The 14,432-nt window shown below is 57.9% G+C and carries 13 protein-coding genes; 8 read left to right on the top strand and 5 right to left on the bottom strand.

Going from position 1 to position 14,432, the window contains the following annotated elements:
- Positions 1 to 11: 11 nt before the first annotated feature.
- Together B3C1_RS16865 and fldB are read right to left on the bottom strand one after the other, a co-directional pair.
- On the bottom strand, positions 12 to 1,478 hold the full coding sequence (locus B3C1_RS16865; RefSeq protein WP_192813399.1) for a phospholipase D family protein: 1,467 nt from the start codon (positions 1,476 to 1,478) through the stop codon (positions 12 to 14).
- On the bottom strand, positions 1,436 to 1,957 hold the full coding sequence (gene fldB / locus B3C1_RS16860) for a flavodoxin FldB (protein WP_008486302.1): 522 nt from the start codon (positions 1,955 to 1,957) through the stop codon (positions 1,436 to 1,438). The genes B3C1_RS16865 and fldB overlap by 43 nt, the downstream gene beginning before the upstream one ends.
- 34 nt (positions 1,958 to 1,991) lie before the next feature.
- Here fldB and xerD point away from each other — a divergent pair, with 34 nt between their 5' ends.
- From xerD to msrA, 8 genes are all read left to right on the top strand, one after another.
- On the top strand, positions 1,992 to 2,879 hold the full coding sequence (xerD, locus tag B3C1_RS16855) for a site-specific tyrosine recombinase XerD (protein ID WP_035482605.1): 888 nt from the start codon (positions 1,992 to 1,994) through the stop codon (positions 2,877 to 2,879).
- 84 nt (positions 2,880 to 2,963) lie between these two features.
- The gene (gene dsbC / locus B3C1_RS16850; protein ID WP_008486300.1) at positions 2,964 to 3,671 is read left to right on the top strand and encodes a bifunctional protein-disulfide isomerase/oxidoreductase DsbC; all 708 of its coding nucleotides are present in this window, start codon (positions 2,964 to 2,966) and stop codon (positions 3,669 to 3,671) included.
- A gap of 80 nt (positions 3,672 to 3,751) precedes the next feature.
- Positions 3,752 to 5,488, top strand: coding sequence for a single-stranded-DNA-specific exonuclease RecJ (gene recJ, locus B3C1_RS16845; protein ID WP_008486299.1), 1,737 nt, complete (start codon positions 3,752 to 3,754; stop codon positions 5,486 to 5,488).
- A gap of 69 nt (positions 5,489 to 5,557) precedes the next feature.
- Positions 5,558 to 6,656, top strand: a protein-coding gene (prfB, locus tag B3C1_RS16840) for a peptide chain release factor 2 (protein ID WP_156804609.1) whose coding sequence is annotated in 2 segments (ribosomal slippage) — positions 5,558 to 5,632 and positions 5,634 to 6,656 — 1,098 coding nt in all. Because the reading frame shifts where the segments join, the coding sequence is not laid out codon by codon here.
- 54 nt (positions 6,657 to 6,710) lie between these two features.
- Entirely contained in the window at positions 6,711 to 8,219 is a 1,509-nt protein-coding gene (gene lysS, locus B3C1_RS16835; RefSeq protein ID WP_008486297.1) for a lysine--tRNA ligase, read from the top strand.
- A 176-nt stretch (positions 8,220 to 8,395) separates the two neighbouring features.
- Positions 8,396 to 9,100 carry a hypothetical protein gene (locus tag B3C1_RS16830; RefSeq protein WP_008486296.1) on the top strand — a complete coding sequence of 235 codons (705 nt, stop codon included), beginning with the start codon at positions 8,396 to 8,398 and terminating at the stop codon, positions 9,098 to 9,100.
- Positions 9,101 to 9,440: 340 nt separating this feature from the next.
- Positions 9,441 to 10,136, top strand: coding sequence for a hypothetical protein (locus tag B3C1_RS16820; protein ID WP_035482585.1), 696 nt, complete (start codon positions 9,441 to 9,443; stop codon positions 10,134 to 10,136).
- 170 nt (positions 10,137 to 10,306) lie between these two features.
- Entirely contained in the window at positions 10,307 to 10,816 is a 510-nt protein-coding gene (gene msrA / locus B3C1_RS16815) for a peptide-methionine (S)-S-oxide reductase MsrA (RefSeq protein ID WP_035482583.1), read from the top strand.
- A 44-nt stretch (positions 10,817 to 10,860) separates the two neighbouring features.
- Here msrA and B3C1_RS16810 read toward each other — a convergent pair whose 3' ends face one another.
- The 3 genes from B3C1_RS16810 to B3C1_RS16800 all read right to left on the bottom strand — a co-directional run bounded on the left by B3C1_RS16810 (position 10,861) and on the right by B3C1_RS16800 (position 14,411).
- Positions 10,861 to 11,400 carry a phosphatase PAP2 family protein gene (locus B3C1_RS16810; RefSeq protein WP_008486292.1) on the bottom strand — a complete coding sequence of 180 codons (540 nt, stop codon included), beginning with the start codon at positions 11,398 to 11,400 and terminating at the stop codon, positions 10,861 to 10,863.
- A gap of 185 nt (positions 11,401 to 11,585) precedes the next feature.
- Positions 11,586 to 12,131 (bottom strand): hypothetical protein, encoded by a 546-nt coding sequence (locus B3C1_RS16805; RefSeq protein ID WP_008486291.1) that lies wholly within the window; start codon positions 12,129 to 12,131, stop codon positions 11,586 to 11,588.
- Between the two features lie 165 nt (positions 12,132 to 12,296).
- The gene (locus B3C1_RS16800) at positions 12,297 to 14,411 is read right to left on the bottom strand and encodes a multicopper oxidase family protein (RefSeq protein WP_008486290.1); all 2,115 of its coding nucleotides are present in this window, start codon (positions 14,409 to 14,411) and stop codon (positions 12,297 to 12,299) included.
- Between the last annotated feature and the right edge of the window lie 21 nt (positions 14,412 to 14,432).

Here is a 14,432-nt window from a genome sequence, read left to right as displayed (position 1 = left end):
AGGCGCCTTTTTCATAGTTGGCTTTCGATGGGCAAAAGCCAGAAAAAGCCATTCTTGATGTGCTGCCAGAGGCTGATCTCCGGTTCGCTGTCCTGGCATTGGCCCTGGCTGCACCAGTTGAGCCTGTCGTTGTCCAGGCTAAGGGCGAAGGCGCTGGTGGCAAGGTCTTCTGTCATCAATGCTTCCAGGCGCTGGGCCAGGGCTGGGCTATCCACCACCAGCCCCAGCTCGGTGTTGCGGTGCAAGGAACGGGGATCGAGGTTCATGGAGCCGATAAAGCTGTAGCGGCTGTCTACCACAAAGGCCTTGGCATGCAGGCTGGCCTTGGCACTGCCCAGGCTCAGGCCCTGTGGGCTGGTCAGGGCGCTTTTTTGCTCATAAAGATGAACGCCGGCGGCCAGCAGTGGCTGGCGATAGCGCTGGTAATGGCTGTGCACCGCCGGCACGTCGTTGGCGGCCAGGCTATTGGTCAGCACCCTTACCTCCACCCCTTGCTGCACCAGGTTGGCCAGCAGCGCCACCCCCTGGTCACCGGGAATAAAATAGGGCGAGCTTATCCAGAGCCGGGACTGGGCCTGGGGCAGGCTATGGCCAAGTTGGGCCAACAGGCTGGTGGCCGCGCTTCCTTCAACCTTGTCTGGGCTGTCCGCCACCAGCCTGGCTTGCCCCTGGTACCAGGGGCCAGGCCAATCTTTTAAGGCCGGGATCTGCCGGGCCTGTTGCCAAAAAGGTTGGAAAGGGGAGGGCGTTTTAGTCGCGGCGGCCAGGCTGGCTCTGAGGTCATCCAGGTTGGCGCTTTGCGGCACAGGCAGGGTTACCGTCCAGGGGCTGTTCCAAAAAGCATCGAAGCTGGCGGACAGCTCCTTGACCACGGGGCTGGCAGCCAGCAGATCCAGGTCGCGAAAGTTGCTGTCTTTGGCCTGGTCGAAATACTGATCGCCGATATTGCGGCCGCCGACAATGGCGACCCGGTTGTCGGCTATCCAGGCCTTGTTGTGCATGCGGTGGTTAAGGCGGCCTTTGCCGACAAACTCCAGGCCCTTGAGGATGGGCCTGTTCCTTAGCACCCAGGGGTTGAACAGCCGTACCTGGATATTGGGGTGCAACGCCAAGGCGGCGGGCAGTTGGTCGCTGTAGAGGTCGTCCACCAGCAATCGTACCCTGACCCCTCGGTCGGCGGCGGCCAACAACCTTTCCAGCAACAGCTGGCCGGAATGGTCGTTTTGATAGAGGTAATACTGCAGATCCAGGCTCTGGGTCGCCAGGCTGGCAAGGGCGGCCCTGGCCAGAAAGGCGTTGGCGCCATCCGGCAGCAGGGCGAAGGCAGTTTGGGGTAGGGTCAGAGCCGGGTTGGCGGCGGGGGGCAGGGCCACCTGGGCCGGTTTGTTCGGCTGCAAAGCCAGGGTGGTGCAACCCCACAGCAGGGGCAGCAGCATCAGCCAATAAGGGCGGCGTATTCTTCCAACACTTGTACGCACCAGCTTTGTACCCTCTCTTCCGTGAGTTTCCATTGGTTGTCGTCGTCCAGGGCCAGGCCCACAAACTGGCTGGCATCCTCGGTCAGGGCCTTGGACGCCTCGAAGTCGTAGCCCTGGTTGGGCCAAAAACCCACCCAGCGCACCTGGTGCTGCTCGAGTTTTTCCTTGAGCATGCCCATGGCGTCGAGGAACCAATCGCCGTAACCCAGTTGGTCGCCCATGCCATAAAGGGCGATGACCTTGCCGTCCAGTTCGGCGCTGTCCAGGGCGTCCCACTGGTCTTCCCAGTCTTCCTGAAGCTGGCCGAAATCCCAGGTGGGAATGCCCAGGATCAACAGGTCGTAATCGGCCATCAGGGCCACGGGCACGTCTTTGAGGTTATTGAGTTCCACCAGCTCGCTGCCGATGACGTCGCGGATCTTTTCTGCGACCATTTCGGTGTGGCAATTGGTGGAGCCGTAAAACAGGCCGATACGCATGACAAAAACCGGCAGAGCAAAGAATGGCGGCAGCATAGCAAAAAGCGCCGCCCCCTATCAGCCCTTTCTCGACCACCTGCTGCTGGTCGAGCGGCTGTCGGCACGCACAGTGGAGAGCTACGGCCGTGACCTGGCCGCCTTGTCCGGCTGGGCCGGGGAGCAAAGCCTGGCCCTGGCCGACCTTGGCACTGACGATCTGCGGGCCCACCTGGACTGGCGGATGAGCGCCGGTTACAAGGCGTCGTCCACGGCGCGGCTGTTGACGGCGGCCAAACGCTATTACGGGTATCTACTCAATGAAAAGCAACGCAGTGACGACCCCACGGCGCCGCTGCTGCGCCCGCGCCTGAGCCGGCCCCTGCCCAAGAGCCTGTCGGAAGCCGACGTGGATGTGCTGCTGGGGGCCCCCAACCTGGAAGACCCGCTTGGCCTGCGGGACAAGGCCATGCTGGAGCTGCTGTACGCCGCCGGCCTTCGTATCAGCGAGTTGGTGGGGCTGACCCGCGACTGCGTCAACCTGCGCCAGGGCCTGGTGCGGGTCACAGGTAAAGGGGACAAGGAGCGCATCGTACCCATGGGGGAAGAAGCCCTGCATTGGCTGGACCAATACCTGAAATACGGCCGGCCGGCCCTTATTAGCGACGGCGACGTGCTGTTCCCTTCCCAGCGCGGCCAACAGATGACCCGCCAGACCTTCTGGCACCGCATCAAGCGCTACGCCCTGGAAACCGGCCTTAGCAGCGAGCTGTCCCCCCATACCCTGCGCCATGCCTTTGCCACCCACCTGGTCAATCACGGCGCCGACCTGCGTGTGGTGCAGATGCTGCTGGGCCATGCGGATCTTTCCACCACCCAGATCTACACCCACGTGGCCAGGGAAAGGCTCAAGCAGTTCCATGGCAAACACCATCCACGCGGTTAATCGCATTGTTATTGCAACTGGGCCATGCTCTTTGTAAGTTCAGACCCAAGTCGAGGGCGCTAAGGCCCAAGCTAAGGAATCCGTATGAAGAAGCTTAAATGGGGCGCAGTGGCCCTGGCCCTGCTGGCAAGCACAGCCCAGGCCAACGACAAGGACATCAAGGCCAAGGTAGAAGCCGGTTTGGGGGTCTCGGTCAGCAGCATCAGCCAGACTCCCATCAAGGGGATCTATGAAGTGGTGGCGGCCAACAACGTGCTCTACGTCTCCGAGGATGGGGATTATGTGCTGTCGGGCAACCTGTTCAGCCTCAAGGGCGGCGACGTGGTCAGCCTGACGCAAAAGCGCCTGGACGACGTACGCCTGGCGGCCATCAAGCCCTTTGAAGACTCCATGATTGTCTTCCCCGCCAAGAACCAGAAGCACGTGGTCACTGTCTTTACCGACACCGATTGCGGCTACTGCCAGCGTCTGCACTCCCACATGAAGGAGTACAACGACCGTGGCATTACCGTGCGCTACCTGGCTTTCCCCCGTGGCGGCCTTAATTCCAAGGCGGCCGAGGAACTGGAGTCGGTCTGGTGCGCCAAGGACCAGCAAGCGGCCATGAACCTGGCCAAGAACCGCAAAACGGTCGCCACTGCGGCCTGTGACAGCAACCCCGTGCCCGAGCATTACAAACTGGGCCGCCAGCTCAATGTCACAGGTACCCCGGCCTTGATCCTCGAAGACGGCACCATGGTGCCGGGTTACTTGGACCCGGATCGCCTGGAAAGCGCCCTGGAAAACGAGTAGAGATAGCAGGCCACTTTGCTTAGACTGGTGGCCATTGAAGACTCATCAAAAAAGGGGCGGCGGTAGCCGCCTTTTTCGTCATGCCGAAAATTACCCGTCGTCCCCAGCCCGATGCCCTGCCCAACTGGCCCATGGCGCCGCTGCTGGCCCGGATCTACTACAGCCGTGGTGTGCGCTCCCCGGTTGAGCTGGAAAAAAGTGCCAAGGCCCTGGCCCCCTACCAGGCTCTCAAGGGTATGGAGGCTGCCGTCCGGCTGCTGGCGGCCGCCCTTGGCGCGCAAAAACGCATCCTTATCGTCGGCGACTTTGACGCCGACGGCGCCACCAGCTCGGCCCTTTGCATCCTGGCCCTGCGCGCCCTTGGGGCCAAACAGGTGGACTTCCTGGTGCCCAACCGCTTTGAGTACGGTTATGGCCTGTCGCCGGAGATTGTCGAGGTGGCGGTGGCGCGGGGCGCCGAGCTGCTTATCACCGTCGATAACGGCATCTCCAGCATCAAGGGGGTGGCCGCCGCCAAGGCCGCTGGCCTGGATGTGCTGGTCACCGACCACCACCTGCCGGGCAGCGAATTGCCCTGTGCCGACGCCATGGTCAACCCCAACCTCGAAGGCTGCGCCTTTCCCTCCAAGGCCCTGGCCGGGGTCGGGGTGGCTTTTTACCTGATGCTGGCGCTGCGCGCCCATCTGCGGGAAACCGGCTGGTTTAACGGCCAGGCCGAGCCCATTCGGGTCGAACCCAACCTCGCCGAGCTGTTGGACATCGTTGCCCTGGGCACCGTTGCCGACGTGGTGCCCCTGGACGGCAACAACCGCATCTTGGTGCACCAGGGCCTTAACCGCATCCGCGCCGGCCGCTGCCGCCCCGGCATCCTGGCCCTTTGCGAAGTAGCGGGGCGCGAGCCCAGGCGGCTGGTGGCCAGCGATCTCGGTTTTTTCCTGGGGCCGCGCATTAACGCTGCCGGGCGCCTGGATGAAATGTCCCTGGGGGTGAGCCTGTTGGTCACCGAGGATCAGCACCAGGCCAGGCTTATTGCCGCAGAACTGGACAGCCTCAACCGCGAGCGCCGCGAGATTGAAAGCTCCATGCAGCAAGAGGCCCTGGCGGAACTGGCCAAGCTGGACATTCAAGAGGTGCCGGCCGGCATCGCCCTGTACCGGGAAGACTGGCACCAGGGGGTGATTGGCATTTTGGCGTCCCGTATCAAAGAGCGTTTTTACCGGCCGGTGTTTGCCTTTGCCCCGGCAAGTGAGACCGAGCTTAAGGGCTCGGGCCGCTCCATTCCCGGCCTGCATCTTCGTGACCTGTTGGACGAGGTAGACACCCAGAATCCCGGCCTTATCCTGAAATTTGGCGGCCACGCCATGGCGGCGGGCTTGTCCATCCGCCCGGGTGATTTCGAGCGTTTCAATGCCGCTTTTGTCAAAGCGGCCCAGGCCAAGCTCGAACCCCATATGCTGACCGGGGAAATCTTAAGTGACGGCGAGCTGCTGCCCACCGAATTTACCCTGGAAACGGCCCAGCTTTTGCGGGACGGCGGCCCCTGGGGCCAGGCCTTTCACGAGCCGGTGTTCGACGGCCACTTCAAGGTGGTCAGCCAGCGGCTGGTGGGCCAAAAACATTTGAAACTGGTGCTGAGTCCGGTTGGAAACCCGGCCGGGCGTGAGCAGCTTATTGACGCCATCCATTTCAACGCCGATCTCGATACCTGGCCCAATCCCAATATCCAATGGGTTCACGCGGCCTATAAACTGGACATCAACGAGTACAAAGGCCGCCAGTCGGTGCAATTACTGGTAGATCACATCGAGCCGGCCTAGGAAGTAGGGGCATAAATAGGCTAAAATTCTGCCTCTTTTTAGGCGGCTGACTGACAGAGACACACGCCCATGTTTGAAGTGAACCCGATCAAGACCCAAGTACAGGACCTGTCTGCGCGGACCAGCGTCCTTAGGGGGTACCTTTGACTACGACGCCAAGAAAGAGCGTCTAGAAGAGGTCAATGCCGAGCTGGAGCAGCCCGGCGTTTGGAACGAGCCTGAAAAAGCCCAGGCCCTGGGCAAAGAGCGCGCCGCCCTGGAAATGGTGGTGGAAACCATCGACACCATGACCCAAGGCCTGGAAGACGTGCTGGGCCTTTTAGAGCTGGCCGTTGAAGCCGAAGATGAAGACACCTTCAACGAAATTCAGCCAGAGCTGGACGAGCTGACCAAGAAGCTCGAAGCCCTGGAGTTTCGCCGCATGTTCTCCGGCGAGATGGACCCCAGCAACGCCTATCTGGATATCCAGGCCGGCTCCGGCGGCACCGAAGCCCAGGACTGGGCCAACATCATGCTGCGCATGTACCTGCGCTGGGCCGACGCCCACGGCTTTAAAGCCGAGATCACCGAATTGTCCGAAGGGGACGTGGCCGGTATCAAGTCCGCCACCATCTACGTGCAGGGCGACTACGCCTTTGGCTGGCTGCGTACCGAAATCGGCGTACACCGCCTGGTGCGTAAATCCCCGTTTGACTCCGGTGGCCGCCGCCATACCTCTTTTGCGTCGGTGTTCTTGTCGCCGGAAGTGGACGACTCGGTAAACATCGAGATCAACCCGGCCGACCTGCGCATTGACGTGTACCGCGCCTCTGGTGCCGGTGGTCAGCACGTTAACCGTACCGAGTCTGCGGTGCGTATTACCCACATGCCCACCAATACCGTGGTGGCCTGTCAGCAGGGTCGTTCGCAGCACCAGAACAAGGACTACGCCATGAAACAGCTCAAGGCGAAGCTCTATGAGCTGGAGATGCAAAAGCGCATGGCCGAGCAGCAAAAGCTGGAAGAGTCCAAGTCTGATATCGGCTGGGGCAGCCAAATTCGCTCCTACGTGCTGGACGACTCGCGCATCAAAGACCTGCGCACCGGCGTCGAGACCCGCAACACCCAAGCGGTGCTGGACGGCGACCTGGATCGCTTTATCGAAGCCAGCCTCAAGGCCGGCCTGTAATTATTTGAGCGGGGCGCGGCGCGCCCCTATCCCTTACTCAATGGTTTAAATGTCATGACCGAACAAAACCAAAGCCCGGAACTGGATCTCAACGAACAGCTCAAAGTGCGCAAGGAAAAGCTCGACGCCCTGCGCAGCAAAGGCGTGGCCTTCCCCAATAGCTTCCGCAAGGACAGCAACGCTGATGCGCTGCAAGCCAAATACGGCGAAGCCACCAAGGAAGAGCTGGCCGAGGGTGAACCGGTACGCGTCAAGGTAGCGGGCCGGATCATGACCCGCCGCATCATGGGTAAGGCAAGCTTTGCCACCATCCAGGACGGCAGCGGCAAAATCCAAATCTACGTGGCCCGGGACAACCTGCCCGAAGGCTTCTACAACGACGAGTTCAAAAAGTGGGACTTGGGCGACATCATCGGCGCCGAGGGTTTCCTCTTTAAAACCAACACCGGCGAGCTGTCCATCCATGTTGAAGCCATCGAACTGCTGACCAAGGCGCTGCGCCCGCTGCCGGACAAATTCCATGGTCTTTCCGACATGGAAACCCGCTATCGCCAGCGCTACCTGGATTTGATTGCCAACGAAGAGTCCCGCCAGACCTTCATCAACCGCTCCAAAATCGTCAATGCCATCCGCAACTTCATGACCGGCCACGACTTCCTGGAAGTCGAGACCCCCATGATGCACACCATTCCCGGTGGCGCCTCCGCCAAGCCGTTTATGACCCACCATAACGCCCTGGATATGGAGCTGTTCCTGCGTATCGCCCCTGAGCTGTACCTCAAGCGCCTGGTGGTCGGTGGCTTCGAGAAGGTGTTTGAGATCAACCGTAACTTCCGTAACGAAGGTCTCTCCACCCGCCACAACCCAGAGTTCACCATGATGGAGTTCTACTGGGCCTACGCCGACTACCAAGATCTGATGGACTTCACCGAAGCCATGCTGCGCACCGTTGCCAAGGAAGTGCTGGGCACCACCGCTTTTACCAGCCAAGGTGTGGACTACGACTTCGCCCAGTCCTTTGAACGCCTGACCATGACCCAGGCCATCATCAAGTACCGCCCGGACATCACCGAGGCGGATCTTTTTGATTTCGACAAGGCCAAGGCCATTGCCGAGTCTCTGGGCATGAAGGTCAGCAAGACCGATGGCCTGGGCAAGCTGCAAACCTACATCTTCGAAGAAGTGGCCGAAGCCCAGCTGATCCAACCCACCTTCATTACCGCCTACCCGGCCGAGGTGAGCCCGCTGGCCCGTCGTAACGACGACAACCCCTTTATCACCGACCGCTTCGAGTTCTTCGTCGGTGGCCGCGAGCTGGCCAACGGCTTTAGCGAACTTAACGACGCCGAAGACCAGGCCGAGCGTTTCCGCTCCCAGGTAGAAGCCAAGGACGCCGGTGACGAAGAAGCCATGTTCTATGACGCCGACTACGTTACCGCCCTCGAGCACGGCCTGCCCCCTACCGCCGGCCAAGGTATCGGTATCGACCGCCTGGTGATGCTGCTAACCGACAGCGCCTCCATCCGCGACGTGCTGCTGTTCCCCCATATGCGCCATAAATAAGCGCCTTTGGTTGGAAAATAAAAAAGCCCCGCCAGGGGCTTTTTTATTGCCTGAGTAACTGGGAGTAAATGAAATGCTAATGTAGATTCGCCCTATATCTCTATTGAAATTTTTTGCATGCACGCTGCGTTTAAGGTAATTGTTATCTACAGGTAAGGGAACTACCGTGACGATGCATGAAAGCCATGAGTTCATTCAAGCTAGTTTTTATGTTGATTTTTCTGAGCGCTGCCACCCTATGTCATGCCGATGACATTCGTATTGGCAGTAATGGCGTTTTCTATTTTAACAATAAAAAATACCACTCTGAATTAACGACATTATATTCCGCCATCCATTTTTCAGATAGATTTTTTGTCAGTGGATTTATCGATAAGAAAGGCAACGACAGCTACTTTATAAAAGAGATCAACCCTGAAAATGGTACCTCGGTATCGTGGCAGCAGAAAAATAAAATTTTTCAATTTTATGCGTTAGCAAACAAACTCTATGCGGTTAGAGATGAGCGTCAAATCATCAAGCTTGAAGACAACCAATGGGTTTTAGAAAAAGAGATAAAACCAAGGTCTTATGTAATACAGACCGAGCCTTTGATTGCCTGCACTTGGGGGCAGGATACTTTGGACTCCCGTTACAGGTTAGACCCGGTCTGTTATTCACCGGATCTAGGGTGGCAAAAGGATGTCTTTTGGACTACCACGGCAGTAGAGCCAAAAATTTGCCACGGCCAACTCAGGGTTTTGGTCAGCTACCATACTAAGCATGCATTGCATTGGGAGGTGATGGTGATGGATCCTGAAGATGGGCAAGAGATCATCCGAGTTCCTTTCTCAGGCACAAAGCGCGGTTTGGATCTGTGTTCAATCACCTTAACTCAATGAATACTATGGCTGATATTGATAACGGCACATTGTTGGTGGCTCTCCAGTCCGTATACGAGAGTATCAATCGGTACGAGGCACTACTTGAATCCGATACGTTGACAGACCCCGAAAGCGTTGAAGATATCTTAATGATGTACGATGAGGCTTTTAAGGTCTTGAAGTCAGTTTATCGAGAGGCCCAGTTGAGTGACCCTCGACTTCCACTTATTGAAGATTTGATAAAATAGGGTTGAAAACCAATGCTGTCGTTATTTTTATATTCATCATGAGCTTTAGCTGTAAAGATTGGGTGGTTGCCATAGATTGATTTTAAATTGATTTCTTGGGGGTGAGTTAAATGGGCGTCGTTAAAATTGCTATTTTGTCGATGATGGTTATTTATCTTCAATCCTCATATGCCAACGCGCAAGTAAGTGACAGAGGTGTTGACGTCAACTTTGCCGGCAATGTCTATGAGATAGAGCTTTCTGCTATATCTATTAGCGGAGAGTATTCAGGGCGGTATTTGGCAAGTGGTTTTAAAAATAATGCAGGTTACATATCCTATTACATTGTCGAAGTTGATAAGGGAAATGGTAAATCGCGCTACTGGAAGCTGGCTGATGAAGTTTCACAGTTTATTGAGAGAAAAGGCAACCTTTATGCTGTTTCTAACGGCGGTAAGCTTTTAAAGCTGGAAGGTGATGAATGGAAGCCAGATTTTACCATCAAGCCTCGCTCCTACGTCGTTCAGTCCGATCCCTTGATTGCCTGTAGTTGGGGAGATGATACTTTGGATCCTCGGCATAGGTTAGATCCTGGCTGCTATTCACCGGATCTGGGCTGGAAAAATGATGTTTTTTGGAGCGCAACTATTGTGGAACCCAAGATCTGCCACGGCCAGCTGAAAGTCTTGGTTAGCGACCATCGCAAGCATGCTTTGCATTGGGAGATCCTGGTGATGAACCCCGAAAGCGGCGAAGAGATAGGCCAGATTCCAACCCCTGAACCAAGGCTGGGAATGGACGTCTGCAACTACGAGCTTGAAAAGTAACAGCGTAAATATCACAGCCTCCTTGACGGGCTAATCGTAAGGGCACAAGTTTCTGCGTGCCCAAACCCGGGGCACCAAGCCAACAAGCCGCTTATCGCAATCGCTATCTGTGCGTCGCCCTGGTTTCCCAGGGCTGCTAGAGTAGGGGCCATCCGTTGTCGGAGGTTTTTATGACGATGCAAACTGAAAAGGCCATCCTGGCCGGGGGCTGTTTCTGGGGTATGCAGGATCTGCTGCGCCGTTATCCTGGGGTAATTTCGACCCGGGTCGGTTACAGCGGCGGCGACGTGGCCAATGCCACCTACCGTAACCACGGCACCCATGCCGAGGCCATCGAAGTGATTTTTGACCCGAGCCTGTTGAGCTTTCGCCAACTGCTGGAATTTTTCTTCCAAGTCCATGACCCCAGTACCCTTAACCGCCAGGGCAATGATCTTGGCACCAGCTATCGCTCGGCCATCTTCTATCTGAGTGATACCCAAAAGGCGGTCGCCGAGGACACCATTGCCGACGTGGATGCCTCTGGCCTTTGGCCCGGTAAGGTAGTGACCGAACTGGTCCCGGCCGGGGATTTTTGGGAAGCCGAACCCGAGCACCAGGATTACCTGGAGCGTATCCCCAACGGCTACACCTGCCATTTTGTCCGCCCTGGCTGGGTACTACCCAAACGGGCAGGCTAAGGCTGGCAACAGCACTAAAAAAGGGCCCTTGCGGCCCTTTTTTATTACCAGCGCATGGACACCATGACACCGCTGCTGCCCTGGTCGTCAAACCAGGGGGCGATGACCAGCTTGTCGTCGAACTTGGTGGTAAAGAGCCAGGCCGCTGCCGTGCCGATGGCGGCGCCGGCGGCGACGTCCTGCCAGTGGTGCTTGTCCGCCTGAACCCGGCCTATTGCCACCAGGCTTGCCAGGGTGTAGGCGGGGACGCCGTACTTTGCGCCGTAACGGATTTGCAGGGTGGTGGCGGCGGCAAAGGCACCGGCACTGTGGTTGGAGGGGAAGCTGTCGTTATCGCTGTGATCGGGCCTTTGTTCGTGGACCAGCTGTTTGGTCACCATGCTGGTGCCAAGGGCGGCTCCCATGGACAGCCCTGCCTGCTCAAAGCCCTGCCAATCATTCTTGTAAGCCGGCATGGCAAGGGCCGTGCCCATCAGGCCTATGGTGCCGATATTACTGACGTCCTGCCAGGTATCTGAGCCGGCTTTGGCGGCGCTGGCGGTTACAAGGAGGCTGGCGGTAAGCAGGAACTTCAGGCAGGTCATGGCAATAGGGCAATCTTTTGGTGTTATGAGCCATTAACCTTGGCGCCAGTTTGTTAGCTGAACCTTAACGCACAATACGGGGCTGTGTGGTGCTTCACAGTTTTGGGGCTAAGGCTGAGGCAATGTTCAGCTGCCGTCACGAAAAAGGGGCCCACAGGCCCCCAATCCCAACAGACTAGGTTGGCTTAGATGGCGTTGGCGTCAGTTATCCGTTCGACGTTGGCCTTACCCTCTTTAACTTGCTGGAGCACCTTGCGGGTATCGGCAACTTCCTTTTCCGGCACGGGCTTGGTTCTCGCTTTATCAATGGTGACGGTATCCAGGTCGGCATTCCACTCAGGAATACGGGGATCATCGGCTTTGGCTACGCCAAGGGTAATAAAGCCAAAACCAATGTTGAACTTCAGGTAGTAGGTTTTACCTGGCTCCAGGCGACCTTGGGCAACACCCCAGGAGCCTTGCACGTATGCTAGGAAGGTATGGTCCCCAGGCGTGGCGTCGTACTGGATCATGTCGCCGGCACTCAGGGTTCCTATCAAGTTTTCACCGTCCCACATCTCGACGTTTGCACCGTCGCCCATGAAAACGCGCGGCCTTACAATGTTCACCAGAGCACTGTCCTGTTCAGGGGCGTTTTTAAACTTTGCTTCTTTCATTGCAGCAAGGTTGGCGCAGCCGCTTAAGGTTGCGGTAGCGAAAATCATGGCGGCAAGGACAAAGAGTTTTTTCATGGGGCTTCCTTATTGTTATGGCTATTCCGTCAAGCGACCAAAGGTGGTTATTGACCTAATCCTTCTAGATTAATCAGGTAGTTATTTCTGGTAAAGCGATTTTGATCGCTGGTGTTTCATCAATGCCTAGTCAGGAGAAAAGCCCCCGAAGGGGCTCTTTGGTTGTTAATGGTGGCCCATGGCGGCCACGCCCCCTTGACCGTCGGGGAGGGCGACCATGACGTTTTGCATCATGCCCTCGTCCTCGTGATCGAGGATATGGCAGTGCAGTACGTACTCACCGATATAGCGCTGGTAACGGGTGCGGGTCTTGACCACCACGTCCTGTTCCACAAAGAGGGTATCCCGCCAACGCCCGGCCATGCCGTAGTACTGACTGGCGGGATCTTGGGTGAGATCCTGCCAGTCACCGGGCTGGGTGCAGCTGGTTTTACCGCACTTTTGCACCGACACCACCTGGAAGGGGTTTACGTGGATATGGAAAGGATGGCCGGCCAGGAAGGACGTGAGGGTCCATTCGTCTACCCCACCTAAGGTCAGCACCCGGTTGACGGTGGCCGCCGAGTAGGGGCGGGCATCGGCCAACTGGTACTTGCCGGTGGCGGTGTTTTGGCTGAGGTTGCCAATTTCAAAGCGCACCGGTTTGGCCTTGGTGTCGATATTAAAACCCAGGGTTTGGCTGCCGGTGACTTCGGCGGCCTTGACGCTGGGGTGGTCCACAAAGGCGCTGAGTTTAAGGCCGTCCTTTAAATCCTTTGTTATCTGCGGTTTGACGTCAGCGGGCATAAACCTGTCGGCCGATGCCAACAGCCAGTCTTTGACCCAGGCCTCAAGGGCGCTGTTGAGTTTGTCCTCCTTGATCTTGGCCAGATCTGCGCCGGTGTCACCGGCCACCACTTCGATATAGCCCAACAGTTCGCGGCTGTGTTCCTGGGTGTCCACGGTTTGGCTTGGGTCCAGATCGCTGTCGATCACGCAATAGATACCGGGGGAGGGGAACACCATCAGCAAGTCTTCCCGGTAGCCGGGTTGAAGCAGGGTTTTTTCCTGGAGCGTGACTGCGGCGCGGGTCAGGCCGTCCGAGGCCACCGAGAACTGCGGCAGCACGCCGCCCTGGCAGACTCTGTCCACCTGTTCGGCCCTGGCCTTGAGGGAACCGGGCTGATAGGTATCGCTCATGGCCTGGGGAATGGCCTTTCTAAATTGCAGGTTGATGCTGTCCCTGACTCCAGCATGGACCAGGCGCCAGCGTTCCAGGGCGCCGGCCTTGACCTGGCGAAAGTTGGGCATCACCACGCCGTTGATGCTGGTATAGCGCCCCGACTGGTTCCAAACGGTGTTGTTGTCCGCCACCCCGAATTGGTCGTAGGCCTCGATTTGCCCCACTTTTTCGCTGGGGTATTGGCTGCCTGGCTTGCAGACCCAGTTACCTAGCTTGTCCACCAAGATGGCGCCGGGTTTGCCGTTACTGCCGGGCTCCCGGCAGGCGTAGGCAATTTGTTGGAACACCAGCACCCGTTCCCTGATGGGCTGGGGGCTCGATGCTTTGGGGTTTTGCAGCAGGGTGTCCAGATCCCCGTGCTGAAAGAGGTTGCCGCTGACCTTGGGGTAGCGGGTGCCGCGAATGATCAGTGGTCCGGCCATACCGCTTGAAACCTGCAAGGCGGTGGAGCCGTGCAGGTGGGGATGGTACCAGAAGGTGCCGGCCGGGTGGTCCACCGGGATGTTGTACTCATACTGGAAACTGACCCCGGGCTTGATGCTCAGCAGCACGTTGTCGCTGTTGCCGGAGGGGCTGATCCACAGGCCATGGGTGTGCATGTTGGTGGTATTAAAGCAGTGGCCGCCATTGTGCGCGCCCTTGCCGCTGGGGCAGGACGGATCCTTGGGGTCCAGCTTGTTGTTGAGGGTCAGCCGGAAGGTCTCGCCAGGGTAGAGGTCTACCACTGGCCCTATGTAGGGCACCGCCTTGCTGGTTACGCTGCCGGTCAGGGCCCGCAGCCGGGTAGCGTCGTACTGCTGGGTGGAGGGATTGAACAGCTGGCCGTCCACGTACTGGATATCCAGGTCGTAATAAAGCTCGGTGCCGGGGCCGCGCTGCATTGGGCTGGTGGCCTGCTGCTGGCTTTGCAGCAATTTGACGGCGGCCCCGGGCTGGGCCTTGGCCTGCATTTGCATGCTGGCGTGGGGCAGTTCAGGCAGGTCCCTGCTGGTGGCGGCCTGGAGCGACGTGCTGGCCAATAAGGCCAGCCAAAGGTGAGTGTGACGGGAGTGGAACATGGTGACCTTCCTTGGTAGTGG

The organism is Gallaecimonas xiamenensis 3-C-1 (genome assembly GCF_000299915.1).
Classification (GTDB): domain Bacteria; phylum Pseudomonadota; class Gammaproteobacteria; order Enterobacterales; family Gallaecimonadaceae; genus Gallaecimonas; species Gallaecimonas xiamenensis.
This window is presented reverse-complemented; position numbering and strand designations above follow the sequence as displayed.

Excerpts from the sequence above, each read along its gene's own strand:
- recJ (WP_008486299.1), top strand. The coding sequence starts at position 3,752 with ATGCCGAAAATTACCCGTCGTCCCCAGCCCGATGCCCTGCCCAACTGG.
- msrA (WP_035482583.1), top strand. The coding sequence starts at position 10,307 with ATGACGATGCAAACTGAAAAGGCCATCCTGGCCGGGGGCTGTTTCTGG.
- B3C1_RS16805 (WP_008486291.1), bottom strand. The coding sequence starts at position 12,131 with ATGAAAAAACTCTTTGTCCTTGCCGCCATGATTTTCGCTACCGCAACC.
- fldB (WP_008486302.1), bottom strand. The coding sequence starts at position 1,957 with ATGCGTATCGGCCTGTTTTACGGCTCCACCAATTGCCACACCGAAATG.
- B3C1_RS16800 (WP_008486290.1), bottom strand. The coding sequence starts at position 14,411 with ATGTTCCACTCCCGTCACACTCACCTTTGGCTGGCCTTATTGGCCAGC.
- B3C1_RS16820 (WP_035482585.1), top strand. The coding sequence starts at position 9,441 with ATGGGCGTCGTTAAAATTGCTATTTTGTCGATGATGGTTATTTATCTT.
- B3C1_RS16810 (WP_008486292.1), bottom strand. The coding sequence starts at position 11,400 with ATGACCTGCCTGAAGTTCCTGCTTACCGCCAGCCTCCTTGTAACCGCC.
- B3C1_RS16830 (WP_008486296.1), top strand. The coding sequence starts at position 8,396 with ATGAAAGCCATGAGTTCATTCAAGCTAGTTTTTATGTTGATTTTTCTG.
- lysS (WP_008486297.1), top strand. The coding sequence starts at position 6,711 with ATGACCGAACAAAACCAAAGCCCGGAACTGGATCTCAACGAACAGCTC.
- dsbC (WP_008486300.1), top strand. The coding sequence starts at position 2,964 with ATGAAGAAGCTTAAATGGGGCGCAGTGGCCCTGGCCCTGCTGGCAAGC.